Genomic DNA, 15,807 nt, shown 5'->3' with positions numbered 1-15,807 from the left:
TGTGATGAATCAGTTACGTGAAACCATCAAAACCCGTGACTGGCCCAACTATAATCAAGCCTTTCACCACCTGCAAGGCTGCTCGGAAGAAATGTTGGCAGTCCTCCAAACCTTGGCAGTTCATCGTGATGAAATTGGCAACACTTTTACTCACCATTACACCAACGGGCCTTTAGATGGTTCCAATAATAAGATTAAAGTCATTAAACGAACTGGATTTGGTTACCGAAACTTCTTCAGATTCCGGCTCAGAGTACTGTTTGCTTTTCGAGTTCATACAAAAAGAGCTCTAATCACCAAGTGATTAGAACTCCAATATTTTGTTCACCAACAACAGTTGACGAAGAACCCGAAAAAAGCCTATAGCCGATTTTCTCATTAACTATTTATTTGAATTTCCTGACAAGTTGATAAACGGAATTTCCGGACCATCGTAGCCCGTCGAAATATCATCCGAATGTGGATGACTTCGATTCTTTTTTGCGGCCTCAACTTGCTGTGGTGTCTTTAAATTTCGCTTATACCAGGTACTAATAATTCGGTCCATATAATTTAAATTATAGACCTGACTCAAGACGGCTTCCTTCAACGCCAGCTGAATCAACTCCGGCGAATAGTGGTCAATATCCAACCACTGGCTGATCGACTCCATCTCAATCGGCGACAGTGTGCGACCAAATTCCTGTTCAATGCTTTGAAACACTGCCTGACGATCCGTGCTGCTAATCGCCTTTGATGTCGGGGTTGACGGAATCTGGGAATTGACTTCGGTTGGTTTAACTAACGACAGTTTTTCGTACATCGGAGTGAAATCGTAGGCATCCACTTGCTGGCCTTCAATCACGACCTGAGTAATTTTCGTCAGTTTTTTTTCAATCATTTGATGGAACAAATTAAACAGCTGTTGTTCAGAATAATTGGTTTGTGCCTGCAGATCAGACATCTCCGGCATTGGGATCACTAGGTCATGGTCGCCTTTAATCAGCAGGTAAATAAACATCTCTTGATTGGTAATCCCGATCTGATGATAATGTCGTAACAAATAGTTACTGACCGTGGTCTGGCCTTCATTCAGTAAATTGTGTGCATAATCGTCCATTCAATTCACCTCGAATCCACCAAAATAGTCTCTTAATTTCAATTTATGGGTAAATTCTGTTAAGCAGTCTTGGAAATGGGATTGCTTTGCGGACATGATCCTCCCCGGTTAACCAGGTAAGTGCCCTTTCAAGTCCCAAACCAAAACCGGAATGCGGCACACTGCCGTATTTACGTAAATCTAAGTACCATGAGTATTCTTTCGGGTCCAAACCAGCTTTGACAATTTGGTCATAAAGATAATCATAGTCAGTCGCTCTTTCGGAACCACCGATAATTTCGCCGTATCCTTCAGGCGCAAGCAAATCAGCACAAATCACCACGTCGTCTCGAGTTGGATGTGGCTTCATGTAAAACGGCTTAATGGCCTTCGGGTAGTTAATGACAAAGACCGGTTGGTTGAATTGGTCAGCAAGATAGGTTTCTTCCGGGGAACCAAAGTCAACTCCCCACTCCAAATCAAAGCCACCCTTTTTAAGCATCGTAATCGCTTCATCGTAGCTGATTCGTGGATAAGGTAAAACGGTGTACTTCTTAAGTACCTCAGGATCACGTCCTAAAGTCTTGAGTTCCATTTGACAGTTATCAAGGACCCGGGTTACCAGATACGCAATATAACGCTCTTGAACTTCAAGACTCTCTTCTTGATGCATGAAGGCCATTTCGGGTTCGATCATCCAAAATTCAATTAAATGACGGCGAGTCTTTGATTTTTCCGCCCTAAAAGTCGGACCAAATGAGAATACTTTACCAAAGGCTTCGGCGCCAGCTTCCTCATACAATTGACCACTCTGAGACAAATAAGCATCCCGATCGAAGTATTCAGTATGGAAAAGCGTCGTAGTGCCTTCCGGTGCACTTCCTGTTAGAATTGGCGCATCAACTTTGATAAAACCTTCGTCATTGAAGAAATCATAAGTCGCTTTAATGACTTCGTTACGGATCCGCATTACAGCATGTGGGCGGCTGGATCTTAGCCAAAGATGACGGTGATCCATTAAAAAGTCAACCCCGTGTTCTTTGGGCGTAATTGGATAATCGTGGGTTTCCGAAAGAACCTCAATGGTTTCAATTTCGATCTCGTAGCCAAACTTGGACCGAGAATCCTCGTGAACAATCCCAGTCACCCACATACTGGTTTCTTGCTTAACTTCCTTAGCCAGCTCAAAAACTTCTGGGGCGACATTATTCTTAACGACAACGCCTTGGAAAAAGGCCGTTCCATCTCGCAACTGCAGAAAGGCAATCTTACCACTCGAACGTTTGTTGGTTAGCCAAACACCAATTTTAACCTTTTCATTAACGTACTTGGGTGCGTCAACCATGTTAATCTGTTTCAATTCCAATTCCTCCAGATACTTGTTTTTCTGAAAATTGATTCATAAATTCAGTGATTCGCTCAACTGCAGTCAACAAATTCTCCAAACTGGTGGCATAACTCAACCTGAGGTAGCCTGGCATACCAAAAGCAGCCCCATCGACAACTGCGACGTGGGCTTCTGCCAGTAGTCGGTCAACCAACTCACCTGAATTGTTGAGGTTTGCCAGCTCAACGGCTGCCTGGACATTTGGAAATAAATAAAAGGCGCCTTGGGGTTTAGCTGCCAGTTCAAAGCCTGGGATTTGTTGTACCAAAGGGTAAATCGTATTCAATCGTTGTTCAAACGCGACCCGCATTGTCTCAACGTCTGATTGATCGGACTGAAATGCGGCGATAGCAGCATATTGACTTGCCGTCGACGGATTGCCGGTCGAATGGGACAGGATTGAATTGACCTTGTCAATTAATTCCGGTGCACCGGCTAAATAGCCAATCCGCCAGCCAGTCATTGAATATGCTTTGGAAACGCCGTTGACCAGAACGGTCGCAGCAGCGATCTCATCACTAATTTGAACCAATGAAACGAACTGATTTTGATTATAGACCAGTTTGCCATAAATATCGTCAGCAATTAAAGTCACGTTGTGTAAAACAGCCCATTGACCAATGGCAGCTAATTCATCCCTGGAATACACCGTTCCGGTTGGATTTTGGGGTGAGTTAATCACCAACACCTTCGCATTTTTGGTCACGGCTTGATCGAGTGCCTGGGTAGTGATTTTAAAATCCGCCCCGGTTTCAACAACGACCAGTTTGCCGCCAGCTAAACTGACCTGCTGGCGATAACTCACCCAGCTTGGCCTTGGCAGCAAGACATCTGCGCCGTCATCAACCAATACCTGCATTAACACATACAGAGCCATCTTTGCGCCATTAGTCACACTAATTTGATCAGCTGGATAAACAACCCCATAGTCTTGCTTGATGCGCTCAGCAATGGCCTCTTTTAGTTGTGGCAAGCCGCTTGCCGGCGTGTAAAAACTGGTCTTACCCGACTGAATGGCGTCAATTGCTGCGTCTGCGATGATTTTTGGTGTTGGAAAATCAGGTTCTCCAATTCCCAAATTGATGACGTCAATTCCTTTTCTAATCATGGCCTTTGCGGTGTTTGAAACTTTGACGGTTGCAGAAGGTGTCACCTGCATGGCCCGTTTTGAAAATTTCATTAAAATATCCTTTCGTTGTTAAATGTTTTCAATTGATTTGTAAATGGTACCATTTTTAAAACTGATCGTCGTAAAACATAACCGATTCTTCGAATTCATGTAGCTGACAACCCAGTATGGCCGGTTACTAATCAAAGTTAGCCCGATACCGTTCAATTTGGCTGGATGTTTTTGTCGTTGAATCACATTTTTGGCCTGCTGTTCGCTGATGCCACTACTGCTATTGATAACGTTGACTGTGCCGCCCTTCTTAGCGACGATCACATAGACACTTTGATTCTTTCGATCAACGCCCGAAACCGAATAGTAGGTCTTCCCCAAATTAGAGGTGTAAAACGAGTCAACCTTCTTTAATCCGGCATACTTTTTAACAATTGTTTCGGTCTGGCCGCGAGCAATGGTCATTGGCCGCTCCGCTGTGTGCAGGATGATGAAGAACGAAAAGCAGAGAATCAAAATGATCGAGATAACGATCCAAGAAATCTTGACGTATGATTGTTTTTTAACTCTTCGATGCCGTTGCATGGTAACTTCCTCTCAAATTTCGTTATTTCTAATTATAGCAAAAATCCGACTGCTCAACCGCAAATTAATTTCTGCTTTCAAAAAACTTAACCATGTCAAGGACACATTCATCAATTTGGCCTTTGACAACCGGAATATCATTACGCAGGTTCGCCAAAATGGTGCTGCCGTATCGTTTGGATAATAATCGGGGATCCAAAATAAAAATGGTCCCGAAGTCATCCTTGGTCCGTAGCAGGCGCCCCATGCCCTGACGCAGCCTGAGAGTCGCTTTGGGGAGCGTAATACTATAAAACGGGTTCTTACCCTTACTGCGCTCAATTGAGTACAGCGCGTGATTATACGGGTCTGAGGGGGTATCAAACGGCAATTGGGCAACGATTAAATTTTCCAATAGGTTTCTCGGAAAGTCGACTCCCTGCCAGAAGGTATTGGCGCCTAACAGGATGGCCGGTTCATGATGAATGAACTGCTTACTGATTTTGGCTGCTGTGCCGTGAACACCCTGGGCCAAGACAAAATGAGTCGCCGTGAAGCCACTGTCTTGAAGCAGCCGATAGGTTCGTTCGATGGCATTGAGTGAATTAAACAGCACCAAGGTCTGCCGGGGCTCATTCTTGTAGATGACTTCGATATTGCTTGCAACCTTCTGCAGATAATTATCGGAATTTGTCGCGAATTGCCGGTCGTCAGAGTCGGTAACCAAATACAGCCGGGCTTGATCTTTAGGATTAAAATCGCTTTTGAGCCGCTTGATTGAGGCTGCTTCACGACTAATTCCAAGCAAATTATAGATGAACTGAGAACGCCGTGAAGAAAAAATAGTTGCACCGGTAAAGGTCACCGGCTCAAACGCCCCGTACACATGGTCACGGAGATAATCCTCCGTTTTCAAGATACCACGATTAAGGGTCAGACTATTGACATCCTTGGCATTATTAACGGTGACCCAAGTCACATGCTGCTCAATTGATCGTTCATCAACATCAATAATTGCCAATAGCAAACGTAACTGATGATTAAAAGTATGGTAGTTCTCAAAGAAAGAATAAATGCTCAAGAAATCATGGTTGGTATACACCCCGGCGTTGTGGTCGATTTGGGCATTTAAAGTGGCCAACAGCTCATCCAAGCGCTCGTGGACCGCCCGGAGTTGGCTGATTGTTTCTTGATTGGCAGACATAGCTGCTTTCATCTCGTTAATGGGGATCAAACGCTCGAAAAATTCCGCATTTCGATGGAGTCGTTTTCCCTTGACGACCATCGAAAAGAAAGTCGTCGTAACGGTCGAAACCAAATTTTTGGCTTGCCGAAGCTTTTGATCCAGCTCAGAGATAGCCTGGCTCAAAATCGCATCGTCTTCCACAATTTCCTTGATATTATCTTCGTGAGAGCCATTGACGTCTGCCAAGATTTTATTAATCGCAGTCGTCAATGACAATGGATTAATCCGTTCTTGGTTGTTACGAACGGCAGTTTCTGCAAACTGCTGAGTTTCATCAATGACTAAATAGGGTTTTTCCGGCAGATTTTTGAAATACTGCCAATTTTTAATCAAATAACTGTGATTGACGATCACAAAATCAGCCCGCTGCGCCTTTTTCAAGTTATAACGTAAAAAGTCATCGTCATAAAAGGGTTCTTGTGGATCCAGCCATTTCACACCGGTATGCTGAATTTTCCAGACGAATGGTGTTTGATCGACGTTTAGGTGTAGCTCATCTAAATCGCCCGTTGTAGTGACGGTCAGCCAAACCAATATCTGGGCTTTAATGAACGCCGTTTGTGTCGAATTGTCGGGAACGTCTAATAAATGACGGAACTTATATAGGTCAATGTAGTGACTGGCGCCTTTCAAAATCACACTGTTGACTTTGAATGGCAGTCCTTCATTTAACATCGGCAGGGTCTGGTTTTGCAGCTGAAACTGCAGATAAGTCGTTGAAGTACTGATGACCGCCGGCTTGTTGGCGGATACCAAATAACTCAACGGCAGACAATAACCCAGGCTCTTCCCAATTCCAGTTGGTGCCTCAATTAAGAGTGTCTTAGCTTGGTGATGGCTTTGATCGGCATAATTATTGTAGATCAAGTTCATCATCTTATTCTGCTCAAGCCGCGACTCCAGATTATCAGGCAGCAGCTTTTGTTTGGCCTTTTTGGTTTTGGGGTAGGAAAAGCGTTGCTTATCAGACTCTTCACTGATGGTGATAGGGTCTTGTTTACGCAAAACCAGTCCTGATGAGATCCGCAGCTGGTCTGGTAATTTTGGCGCATGAATGCTTTTTTTGTTGGTTTCATCCGCATCCAAAAAGACCTGCATCGTATCTTGTGGTAAAGATGGATTGACTCGAATAATTTGTTCCAAGGTCATTTTCGGCAAAGTCTGAATTTGCCGCAACAAGATCAGTAAGAGTTTGGCGGTTGCCAGGGCATCACTATCGGCAGTATGCGGATGATCATGTTCGATGTTAAAATAACTGCTGAGATCCTGCAGCCGATAACTGGACAACGTTGGCAGCAAAATTTGGCTCAAAGTAACAGTATCAATTGCTTCGATTTGTAATTCCGGATAACCAACCCGTTGGAATTCTGAATTGAGAAATGGAAAATCAAAATTCACATTATGGGCGACAAAAACCGTGTTGTTGAGCAAAGAATAGAGTTGAGCAGCAACCTGATCAAAAGTTTTGGCTTTTTTCAGCCGATCATTAGTGATCCCGGTTAACTGCACAATTCGGTTGGGCACCTCTCGTTGTGGATTGATATCGGTCACAAATGTTTTAATAATTTTATTGTTGGAAACCAAGCAGCAGCTGAACTGAATTGTCCGATTATCAGCAGAAAGATCTGTTCCGGTCGTTTCAATATCAACCACTGCAAAGGTGGTTTTTGAATTCATTGTCATTCACCAATCTGTTTATGAGCTGACTTTTCTTAAATATTCACTAACTTTAATCATACTACAAGCAAGATGTGATAATCTACCATGGAAAGACGTAGAATTATTTATGAATCTCTAAAAATATCTTTAAAACGTTCTTGAATCAATGAACTATGATAAAATTGAAATGTTTGAAAGTGAGCGGATAAAGTTGAAAGATAAAGCAACTGGAAAAAGTTACGCAAAAATTATTTGGTTTGGTGAGCACAGTGTTGTTTATGGCAAGCCCGCCATCGCGATCCCAATTTACTCCGTTGATGTGATTGCGACCATCAAAAGAATCCCAGCAGGTCAACAAATTCACTGTCGTTATTTTGACGGCCCAATCGATGAAATGGCTGACAACTTGAGGGGTGTGAAAACCTTAATCAGTCATCTGATTAATTTGTTTGGCGCAAAAGGGCTTGGCTTTGATCTCGATATAAAAAGCAAGCTGCCCGCCGAACGCGGAATGGGATCCTCAGCCGCAACCGCAATTGCGATTGTACGCGCTTTTTTTGACTTTTTTGAAGTTAATCTCACTAGAAGCCAATTACTAAAGCTAGCCAATGTCGAGGAAAAAATTACCCACGGCAACCCCAGTGGTTTGGACTCGGCGACTGCCAGCTCCAACATGCCAATTTGGTTTATCCGTAACGAAATTAATGAACAAATTGATTTTAACCTGCCCACCTCATCGTTGGTCATTGCCGACAGCGGGATTAAAGGAAAAACCAGTGAAGCCGTTTCGCTAGTCCATGATAACCTGGTCGATGAACCGGAAAGTTTTCAGCCACTGATTGATGAACTGGGAAGAATCGCCGAAACCGCCCGAAATGCTTTGGCAACGACTGACGATGAATTGTTGGGTCAAATGATGACGCAATCCCAACGTGACTTAGCCAAGCTTGGTGTCAGCAACCAGACGCTCGACACTTTCTGCCAGGTGGCCTGTGATAATCACGCTTTAGGTGCCAAACTAACTGGCAGTGGGCTTGGTGGCTGTGTAATTGCCTTAGCCAAAAACCAAACGGATGCCCAACAGATTTCAACGGCACTTCGAAAAGCCGGCGCAACCCAGACTTGGATTCAATCATTTAAGAATTATCAATTTTCGACAGGAGAAGCTCATGACAACCTCGTCAAATAAAACCGTCACAACAGTTGCCCACACCAATATTGCCCTAATCAAATATTGGGGCAAACAAGATTCTGAACTCATCATCCCCTATACCAGCAGCCTTTCTTTAACACTGGACCAATTTTACACACAGACGAGTGTCCAATTTAACGCTAATCTGTCTGAGGACCGGATTACAATCGATGACCACGTGGTAACGGGAACTGGTAGCAAACGGGTTCATGACTTCTTAGAACTTGTTCGCCAAGAATCGGGACTCAACTTAAGTGCCGAAGTCAACTCGACGAACCATGTACCAACCGCTGCCGGTTTGGCATCCTCCGCCTCGGCATTTGCGGCCTTGGCAGCCGCTGCCAGCAAAGCAGCCGGTATGAATCTGAGCTTAACCGATCTGTCTCGACTGGCACGCCGAGGATCCGGTTCCGCCTGCCGATCAATTTTTGGCGGCTTTGTCGAATGGCAGAAGGGATTCGATGATGCAAGTTCCTTCGCAGTCCCCATCGAGACGAGGCATTTAAACGACATCAGAATCGTCGCTTTAACCGTTGAAAAACATCAAAAACCAGTATCCAGTCGGAAGGGCATGGCATTTTCGGTTAAAACCTCCCCCTATTATCCGACTTGGATCAAAGTCGTCGACGCCGATCTCGCCAATATCAAAGCAGCCATCAAAGACAATGACTTCACCCGCTTTGGCACAATCAGTGAGTTAAATGCGATGCGAATGCACGCCCTAACCTTAAGCGCCGATCCGGATTTTCTCTACTTCACTGGTGACACCCTAGTTGCAATGAACGAAGTCAAACGCCTTAGGCATTCAGGCATTGAATGTTACTATACAATCGATGCCGGCCCAAATATTAAAATCATTTGTCAACAAGCCAATGTTAAAGTCATCACCTACACCTTCTCAACCCTATTTGGCCCAACCAAAGTGACCGTTGCCAAGCCTGGACCTGGTGTGAAATACTTATAAGCAAGAAAGGAAATGATCCGTTGATTAAGGTTAAAGCTCCGGGAAAATTATATATCGCCGGTGAGTACGCGGTAGTCGAAACGGGCTACCCTTCTATTATTGTGGCTTTGGACCAATTCGTAACTGTCGAAATTTCTCGAAGTAAGTCCTATGGCAGTATCGTTTCAAAACAATACCGCGAAGATTCTGTTTACTGGCGCCGCCGCGGTGATCAGATGATTCTTGATAACCGTGACAACACGTTTAATTACATAATTTCAGCCATTCAGCTCATCGAGGAGTATGCGCAATCCCTCGGCCGGCAAATGGAACTCTATGATTTGCGCATCAACAGCGATTTGGACAGCCCCAATGGTAAAAAATATGGGTTGGGCTCCTCAGCTGCTGTAACGGTGGCAACAGTCAAGGCGCTTTGCCAATTCTACCACTTGCCGCTGACCAAAAGTAAACTATTCAAGCTGTCCGCCATTGCTCACTTGGACGTTCAGGGAAATGGCTCACTGGGAGATATTGCCGCCAGTGTTTACGGCGGCTGGATCGCTTATCGTTCGTTTGACCGCAGCTGGCTAATGGCTGCCCGAATGCAGGAAGACCTCATCAGCTTGGTCAACAAGCCTTGGCCGCATCTAAAGATTACCCAATTGACACCACCGGATGGGTTGAAATTGATCATCGGCTGGACCGGATCTCCCGCATCCACTTCGCATTTAGTTGATAAGGTTGCCGTTCAAAAGAGCAACCAACATGAAACTTACACCCACTTTTTAGCTGAAAGCAAAGCCTGCTTGGACGAATTAATTGACGGTTTTAAAAATGGCAGTCTGTCTGTTATCAAGCAAGGTATCCGCCGCAACCGTGAAATTCTGCAGCACCTAGCAGCCTTTACCAAAGTGCCGATTGAAACACCCATTCTCAAGAAAATGTGTGATATCGCTGTCGACCACGCGGCGGCCGCAAAATCATCCGGAGCCGGTGGCGGTGACTGTGGCATCGTCGTGGCCGACAAAGATACCGATGTTGATTCAATGATCGCCCATTGGCAAGAAAATGGCATCCAGCAACTGGCCCTCAAAGTCCATCCCGTCATCGATCTCGACAAGGAGTAGCCTATGACTTCACAACATTCACACCGTAAAGATGAACATGTTTCCCTGGCCGAAAAGTTCTACCAGCCAACCGACGATTCATTTAGGGATGTCCGCTTTGTTAACGCCAGCCTGCCTAAATATGACTTAAACGACATTGATTTAACCACTCATATTGGCCCGCTTTCACTGGCAACCCCATTTTATATTGAGGCGATGTCCGGCGGCAGCCAAAGCACAAAGGAGATCAATCGTCGTCTGGCCATGGTTGCGAAAACATGTGATTTGGCGATGGCCGTTGGTTCACAAAGTGTTGGCTTAAGTGATCCCAGTGTCAGCGATTCATTCGAGATTGTCCGCGAGATGAATCCAGCGGGGATTATCTTAGCGAATATTGGCGCAAATCACGGTGTTGAAGACGCCAAAAAAGCTGTCGAGATGATTGCTGCTGATGCTTTAGAGTTACACGTCAACGTTGCTCAAGAGCTCGTGATGCCTGAAGGTGATCGAGCATTTAACTTCATTAACAACATTCAACAAATTGTTAGCGCTCTTGATGTACCCGTCATCGTCAAAGAGGTTGGCTTCGGCATGAGCCAAGCAACCATTTCACAGCTGATCGACCTAGGCGTCAAATATATCAACGTTGGTGGCCATGGTGGGACTAATTTTGCTGCTATCGAGAACTTTCGCCGGCCAGCAAAAGACATGGCTTATCTATCCGACTGGGGTTTGAGTACCGTGGAATCTTTACTGGAAGCCCATTCGTTTAGTCGTCAGGTCGATCTAATTGCTGCCGGTGGCGTCAAATCGCCACTGGACGTCGCTAAATGCCTCGCGTTGGGCGCTTCAGCCGTCGGGGTAGCCGCCTACTGGCTCCACGACATTATCCATCAATCGGATGATCAAATTATTAATGACGTCAAAGAATGGCAGTATGGCTTAAAGGCAATCATGCTGATGTTGAACTGCCGAACCATTACTGACTTACAGCAGCAACGCCTGGTCCTTGATCCAGAACTGTTAAGCTACTTAAATCAAAGAAAATTAACCTACTAAAAAAAGAGTTAAGTCGACAACCAGGACCGGAAAACCGCTGATTGTGATTTAGCTCTTTTTTACATGGCGAATCGTAACCCCTTGGGAAAGAAATTCTTGGCTGTTCCGTTAACGACTTTGACAAAACCGACTGGTTGCTGCTGACAAACCAATAGATACCAGCCCTTTTTCAATTTAGTTGATACCTGGAACGTATCACCGTGAACGTATTTTTGCCAATCCGCCTGATCAATGGTGATTTTTTGAGTAACTTGATCAGAATGAAGTGCCAAGGCCAACCCATAACTTGGTTTAAACCGATTCTTTTTAAAAGTTCCCATTTCCAAACCGAGCCGGACAATCTTGACCCCAGAGAGATTGGGGGTGTTTTCCGGCACTGAGTAGAGATGATCTTTGAAGACCACTAATTTGTCAAAATGAACATTCTTTAAGGTCGTTTTAGCAAACTCATTAAACAGTTGATTCTGTTCTTTGGAAGGCATCTCAATGTTTCGACTGATGCCGCGAAAACGTCGGGGCTCCTTTTCTTCCTCTGAGTTTGCGGGCTTTTTCAATTTAGCAATAAAATGGCCCTCTCCGTTGAAATGATGTGGAAAGATGCGAACACAATTGGTTAAATCCTGATTGCCATTCGCCCAGTCAGGTTGACCATCATCCATTCCGGCGAACTTTTTAATCGGTTGAATTTCAAAGCCATAGGTATCCACCAACCAGGCAATAATTTGTTCATCTTCTTCAGGTGCAAAGGTGCAGGTTGAATAAATCAGCTCCCCACCGGGTTTTAGATTCTTAACCGCCTGTGCGAGAATAACCCGTTGCCGAGTCGCACACTCAACTGGATAATCCAAAGACCAATACTGAATGGCATCCGGGTCTTTTCGAAACATCCCTTCTCCAGAACACGGTGCATCCACTAAAATTCGATCGAAGAATTCCAGTAATTGGTCCGCTAAATGATCGGGATCGGTATTGGTCACAATCGTATTAGTCATGCCAAACCGCTCCACGTTTTCCACCAACGCTTTGGCGCGCTTGCTGTCAATCTCGTTGGCAACCAGCAGGCCGGAGTTTTCCAGATAGCTGCCAAGGTGGGTTGTTTTCCCACCGGGGGCAGCACATAGATCAAGGACTTTTTCACCCTGATTTGGATGGGCAACTTCCCCCACATACATCGCACTGGGTTCTTGGCTGTAAACCGCACCGCTTTGATGGTCAACGGTTTTGCCGCTCACCTGGCCATGGTAGCCAAATTGGCAGTGTTCTGTGGGCGCACTCAGGTCTAAATCAGTTGGCTGACTGGCTTTTAATGGATTGAGTCGAAATCCTGGCGTTGTTGGCTCATCAAAGCTGGCAATGAATTGATCGGCTTTCACTTTGCCCATCAACTGCTGATACTTATTCACAAAATCGGTTGGTAAGTTCATTCTAATCTCCCTTTTTGGACCTAATAATTGACGTGTTATGACTTTTCAGATAGTATAAATGGATATGTTAATAAGGAGTGATCACCATTACAAAAAAATTAATCGCCCTCGACTTGGACGGCACCACTTTAAATAACGATAGCCAGATCAGTGCAAAAACTGCCGAAACAATTCAAGCAGCTGCGGATCAAGGATACATAGTCAGTATCGTGACTGGCCGTCCCAATAGACTTTCTGAAAATTTTTACGATGATTTAAAGTTAACCACCCCAATGATCAATTTCAATGGCAACCTTGGCATTTTACCACATCAAGCCTGGAATCGTGAATATCAGTACACCATCGACAAAGAAATTGTGACTGAATTATTGGCAAAAAGCAAACCACTTGGCTTGTCTCTGGTCGCTGTTGAGGGTCGAAACATGTTCTTGGCCAATCAGGGATTGAGCAGTGGCTTCGGTTTCTTTCCAAGCACGTTAACCACCAACCAAATACTGAGTAACAAGAGCTTAAAAGAAAATCCGATCAGTATCACGGTTCAAGTGAAACCGGAACTTAAGCAGGGCTTAATTGACTTTGTTGAACAGCAATTTGGCGACGAGGTCGAGGTCTCCCCATGGGGCGGTCCAAATCCGATAGTTGAAATTGCCACTAAAGGGGTTCATAAATCCACTGGCCTCAAATTTTTAGCTGATTACTACGGGATCCTCCAAAAGGACATTATTGCTTTCGGAGATGAGGGCAACGACTTGACCATGATGCAATATGCGGGTACCGGCGTTGCGATGAAAAATGCCATTGCTAAAATTAAGGGACTCGCCGATGAAGTCACTGATTTCACCAATGACGAAGATGGGGTTGCCCGTTATCTCCAAGACCGGCTGGATATTGCGGTGGGTGCTTAAATAATCTGTGAACCGGCTATCTGATAACTAAGATAAGGTGGGACAATAGGCGTTTAGATCCCAGAGTTTAACGAGAAAATGCAATCATTCCTGGTTTTGGAATGGTTGCATTTTCTCGCTAAATGGCAGGGATCTGCCGTTTGTCGCAGCTTTTGGCAAGATAGAAGTGGTGATCAAAGTTGCCATTACAAACGCAAAAGAGTTAGTCCCATCCTCTTTTTGTGATTTCAAATCGTCGAAAGGCCATCGCCAAATGATCATTCAACCACTAATATTCATCGGGATGATACTGAATAGTTGCCTGAACGGCCTTTTGCCAACCAGTATACAGTTTGGTGCGGGTCTTCCCATCCATTTGCGGTGCAAAAGCATCGCGAGATTTAACCGTCCGGCGAATTTCTTCGATGGAATCCCAAAAACCAACTGCCAGGCCTGCTAAGTAGGCAGCCCCCAAGGCAGTCGTCTCGGAGATTGAGGCCCGCTGAATGGGAGTTCCTAAAATATCAGCTTGAAATTGCATTAAATAATTATTATTGGCTGCCCCACCATCGACTGCCAGTGATTTCAAATCGATTCCGGTTTCAGCTGCCATGGTGTCGACAACATCCCTGGTCTGATAGGCCAAAGACTCAAGCGTGGCTCTAACGAATTGATTTTTGGTGGTGCCGCGGGTTAAACCAAAGACGGCTCCGCGAGCATCCTGATCCCAATATGGCGCGCCCAACCCCGTAAAAGCCGGCACCACATAAACACCATCAGTGCTTTTGGCATCAATTGCCATCTGTTCAGAATCAGGAGATGATTTAACCATTTCCATTCCGTCTCTAAGCCACTGAATGGCAGAACCGGCCACAAAAATACTGCCTTCAAGGGCATAGTTGACTTTACCGTTGATCCCATAAGCAATCGTGGTCAACAAGCCCCGTTTGGAGAGCGTTGGTTCTTCGCCGGTGTTCATCACAATGAAGGCACCGGTTCCGTACGTGTTTTTGATCATGCCCCGCTGCAATGCCATCTGGCCAAACAGAGCTGCCTGTTGGTCACCGGCAATTCCGGCAATCGGTACTTGAACGCCCGAGAAGGAATAACCAGCGGTGTAGCCATAAATTTCAGACGACGAATGGACCTCCGGCAGCATACTTTCAGGGATGTGCAGCAGCTTCAAAATGTCTTTATCCCAAGTTAATGTGTGAATATTGAACAGCATGGTCCGACTGGCGTTGGTATAATCCGTCGCATGAACCTTGCCGCCGGTTAGTTTCCAAAGAACCCAAGTATCGATGGTTCCAAACAATAGATCACCGTTTTCAGCCTTTTGGCGGGCACCGGCGACATTATCCAAAATCCATTGAATCTTGGTAGCCGAGAAATATGAGTCAATAATCAGCCCAGTTTTTTCATGGATCATCTCATCATAGCCAGCGTGTTTAAGCTGATCAGCTAATGCGGCCGTTTGTTTGGACTGCCAAACAATCGCATGATAAATTGGTTCGCCGGTATTTTTATCCCAAATCACCGTGGTTTCCCGCTGATTGGTGACACCGATTCCTCTAACCTTGTATGGCTGAACATCCGCATTAATCAAGGCTTCTGAGATCACTGATTGAACGGCATTCCAAATCTCGTTGGCATCGTGCTCAACCCAACCGGATTTTGGAAAATACTGGTGGAACTCCCGTTGTGCTTTCCCAACGATATCACCATCATTATTAAACAATATTGCCCGGGTACTCGTCGTCCCCTCATCAATGGACATTATGTATTGCTGATCATTCATGTAAAGGTCTCCATTCCTATTATTCGTGCGTTTAAACGCATTTGTCTTCGTTAAGTATACAATAATATCGAGTGGCAAACCAACCTTGGGCTAAACTTTATCAAAGTAAAAGAAATTGATGATTTTAACCCAGTTGATCGCAAACAAAAAGCCCGCAACGCTTGGGTACGGACTTCTGGACACTTCACGATTATTTGGGTCTAGAATTTTTGGTGTTGGAAAGTATTTCCATTCCAAAAGTACTAGGCCCTTTTTGATAACAAAAAAAGGCATCTAAGCCTCCCTAGTGCTATGCTTTAAGCGACGAAACTCAAGATAAGCGGGGTAGGAATAGATGTCTCAACTAG

At 45.0% G+C, this 15,807-nt stretch carries 14 protein-coding genes; 6 read left to right on the top strand and 8 right to left on the bottom strand.

Translation table 11 applies throughout. The features are described 5' to 3' along the window. Window positions 1-304 (top strand): transposase (locus tag LPKJCM_RS00920; RefSeq protein WP_165758551.1); only part of this gene is annotated, 304 nt, incomplete at its 5' end. A gap of 78 nt (window positions 305-382) precedes the next feature. Here the strand turns inward: LPKJCM_RS00920 and LPKJCM_RS00915 are convergent. The 5 genes from LPKJCM_RS00915 to LPKJCM_RS00895 form a co-directional block, all read right to left on the bottom strand. Further along, window positions 383-1,099 (bottom strand): DnaD domain-containing protein, encoded by a 717-nt coding sequence (locus LPKJCM_RS00915; protein ID WP_057962198.1) that lies wholly within the window; start codon window positions 1,097-1,099, stop codon window positions 383-385. 43 nt (window positions 1,100-1,142) lie between these two features. Then, entirely contained in the window at window positions 1,143-2,423 is a 1,281-nt protein-coding gene (asnS, locus tag LPKJCM_RS00910) for an asparagine--tRNA ligase (protein WP_404819217.1), read from the bottom strand. Between the two features lies 1 nt (window position 2,424). Beyond that, window positions 2,425-3,645 carry a pyridoxal phosphate-dependent aminotransferase gene (locus tag LPKJCM_RS00905; protein ID WP_057962196.1) on the bottom strand — a complete coding sequence of 407 codons (1,221 nt, stop codon included), beginning with the start codon at window positions 3,643-3,645 and terminating at the stop codon, window positions 2,425-2,427. Window positions 3,646-3,663: 18 nt separating this feature from the next. After that, a complete protein-coding gene (locus LPKJCM_RS00900; RefSeq protein WP_057962195.1) occupies window positions 3,664-4,170 on the bottom strand; it encodes a cell wall elongation regulator TseB-like domain-containing protein in 507 nt (168 codons plus the stop codon). A gap of 64 nt (window positions 4,171-4,234) precedes the next feature. Continuing rightward, complete coding sequence (locus LPKJCM_RS00895; protein WP_057962194.1) at window positions 4,235-7,072, bottom strand: helicase C-terminal domain-containing protein; 2,838 nt, start codon at window positions 7,070-7,072, stop codon at window positions 4,235-4,237. Window positions 7,073-7,265: 193 nt separating this feature from the next. On the opposite strand from LPKJCM_RS00895, the gene mvk reads away from it, so the two are divergent. Genes mvk through fni form a run of 4 tightly spaced genes read left to right on the top strand, consistent with a single transcriptional unit; the run spans window position 7,266 to window position 11,354 of the window. Next, window positions 7,266-8,243 (top strand): mevalonate kinase, encoded by a 978-nt coding sequence (gene mvk / locus LPKJCM_RS00890; protein WP_057962199.1) that lies wholly within the window; start codon window positions 7,266-7,268, stop codon window positions 8,241-8,243. Next, complete coding sequence (gene mvaD, locus LPKJCM_RS00885; RefSeq protein WP_057962193.1) at window positions 8,224-9,210, top strand: diphosphomevalonate decarboxylase; 987 nt, start codon at window positions 8,224-8,226, stop codon at window positions 9,208-9,210. The genes mvk and mvaD overlap by 20 nt, the downstream gene beginning before the upstream one ends. A gap of 20 nt (window positions 9,211-9,230) precedes the next feature. Continuing rightward, window positions 9,231-10,316, top strand: coding sequence for a phosphomevalonate kinase (locus LPKJCM_RS00880; RefSeq protein ID WP_057962192.1), 1,086 nt, complete (start codon window positions 9,231-9,233; stop codon window positions 10,314-10,316). Window positions 10,317-10,319: 3 nt separating this feature from the next. Next, window positions 10,320-11,354, top strand: coding sequence for a type 2 isopentenyl-diphosphate Delta-isomerase (gene fni / locus LPKJCM_RS00875; RefSeq protein WP_057962191.1), 1,035 nt, complete (start codon window positions 10,320-10,322; stop codon window positions 11,352-11,354). A gap of 59 nt (window positions 11,355-11,413) precedes the next feature. Here fni and LPKJCM_RS00870 read toward each other — a convergent pair whose 3' ends face one another. Then, entirely contained in the window at window positions 11,414-12,778 is a 1,365-nt protein-coding gene (locus LPKJCM_RS00870; RefSeq protein ID WP_057962190.1) for an RsmB/NOP family class I SAM-dependent RNA methyltransferase, read from the bottom strand. Between the two features lie 77 nt (window positions 12,779-12,855). Between LPKJCM_RS00870 and LPKJCM_RS00865 the strand changes: the two genes are divergently transcribed. Next, window positions 12,856-13,683 carry a Cof-type HAD-IIB family hydrolase gene (locus tag LPKJCM_RS00865; RefSeq protein WP_057962189.1) on the top strand — a complete coding sequence of 276 codons (828 nt, stop codon included), beginning with the start codon at window positions 12,856-12,858 and terminating at the stop codon, window positions 13,681-13,683. A gap of 268 nt (window positions 13,684-13,951) precedes the next feature. Here LPKJCM_RS00865 and glpK read toward each other — a convergent pair whose 3' ends face one another. Continuing rightward, window positions 13,952-15,460, bottom strand: coding sequence for a glycerol kinase GlpK (gene glpK, locus LPKJCM_RS00860; protein ID WP_057962188.1), 1,509 nt, complete (start codon window positions 15,458-15,460; stop codon window positions 13,952-13,954). A 90-nt stretch (window positions 15,461-15,550) separates the two neighbouring features. After that, on the bottom strand, window positions 15,551-15,733 hold the full coding sequence (locus tag LPKJCM_RS13110) for a hypothetical protein (protein ID WP_165758550.1): 183 nt from the start codon (window positions 15,731-15,733) through the stop codon (window positions 15,551-15,553). Between the last annotated feature and the right edge of the window lie 74 nt (window positions 15,734-15,807).

The organism is Lentilactobacillus parakefiri, from assembly GCF_002157585.1.
Classification (GTDB): domain Bacteria; phylum Bacillota; class Bacilli; order Lactobacillales; family Lactobacillaceae; genus Lentilactobacillus; species Lentilactobacillus parakefiri.
This window is presented reverse-complemented; position numbering and strand designations above follow the sequence as displayed.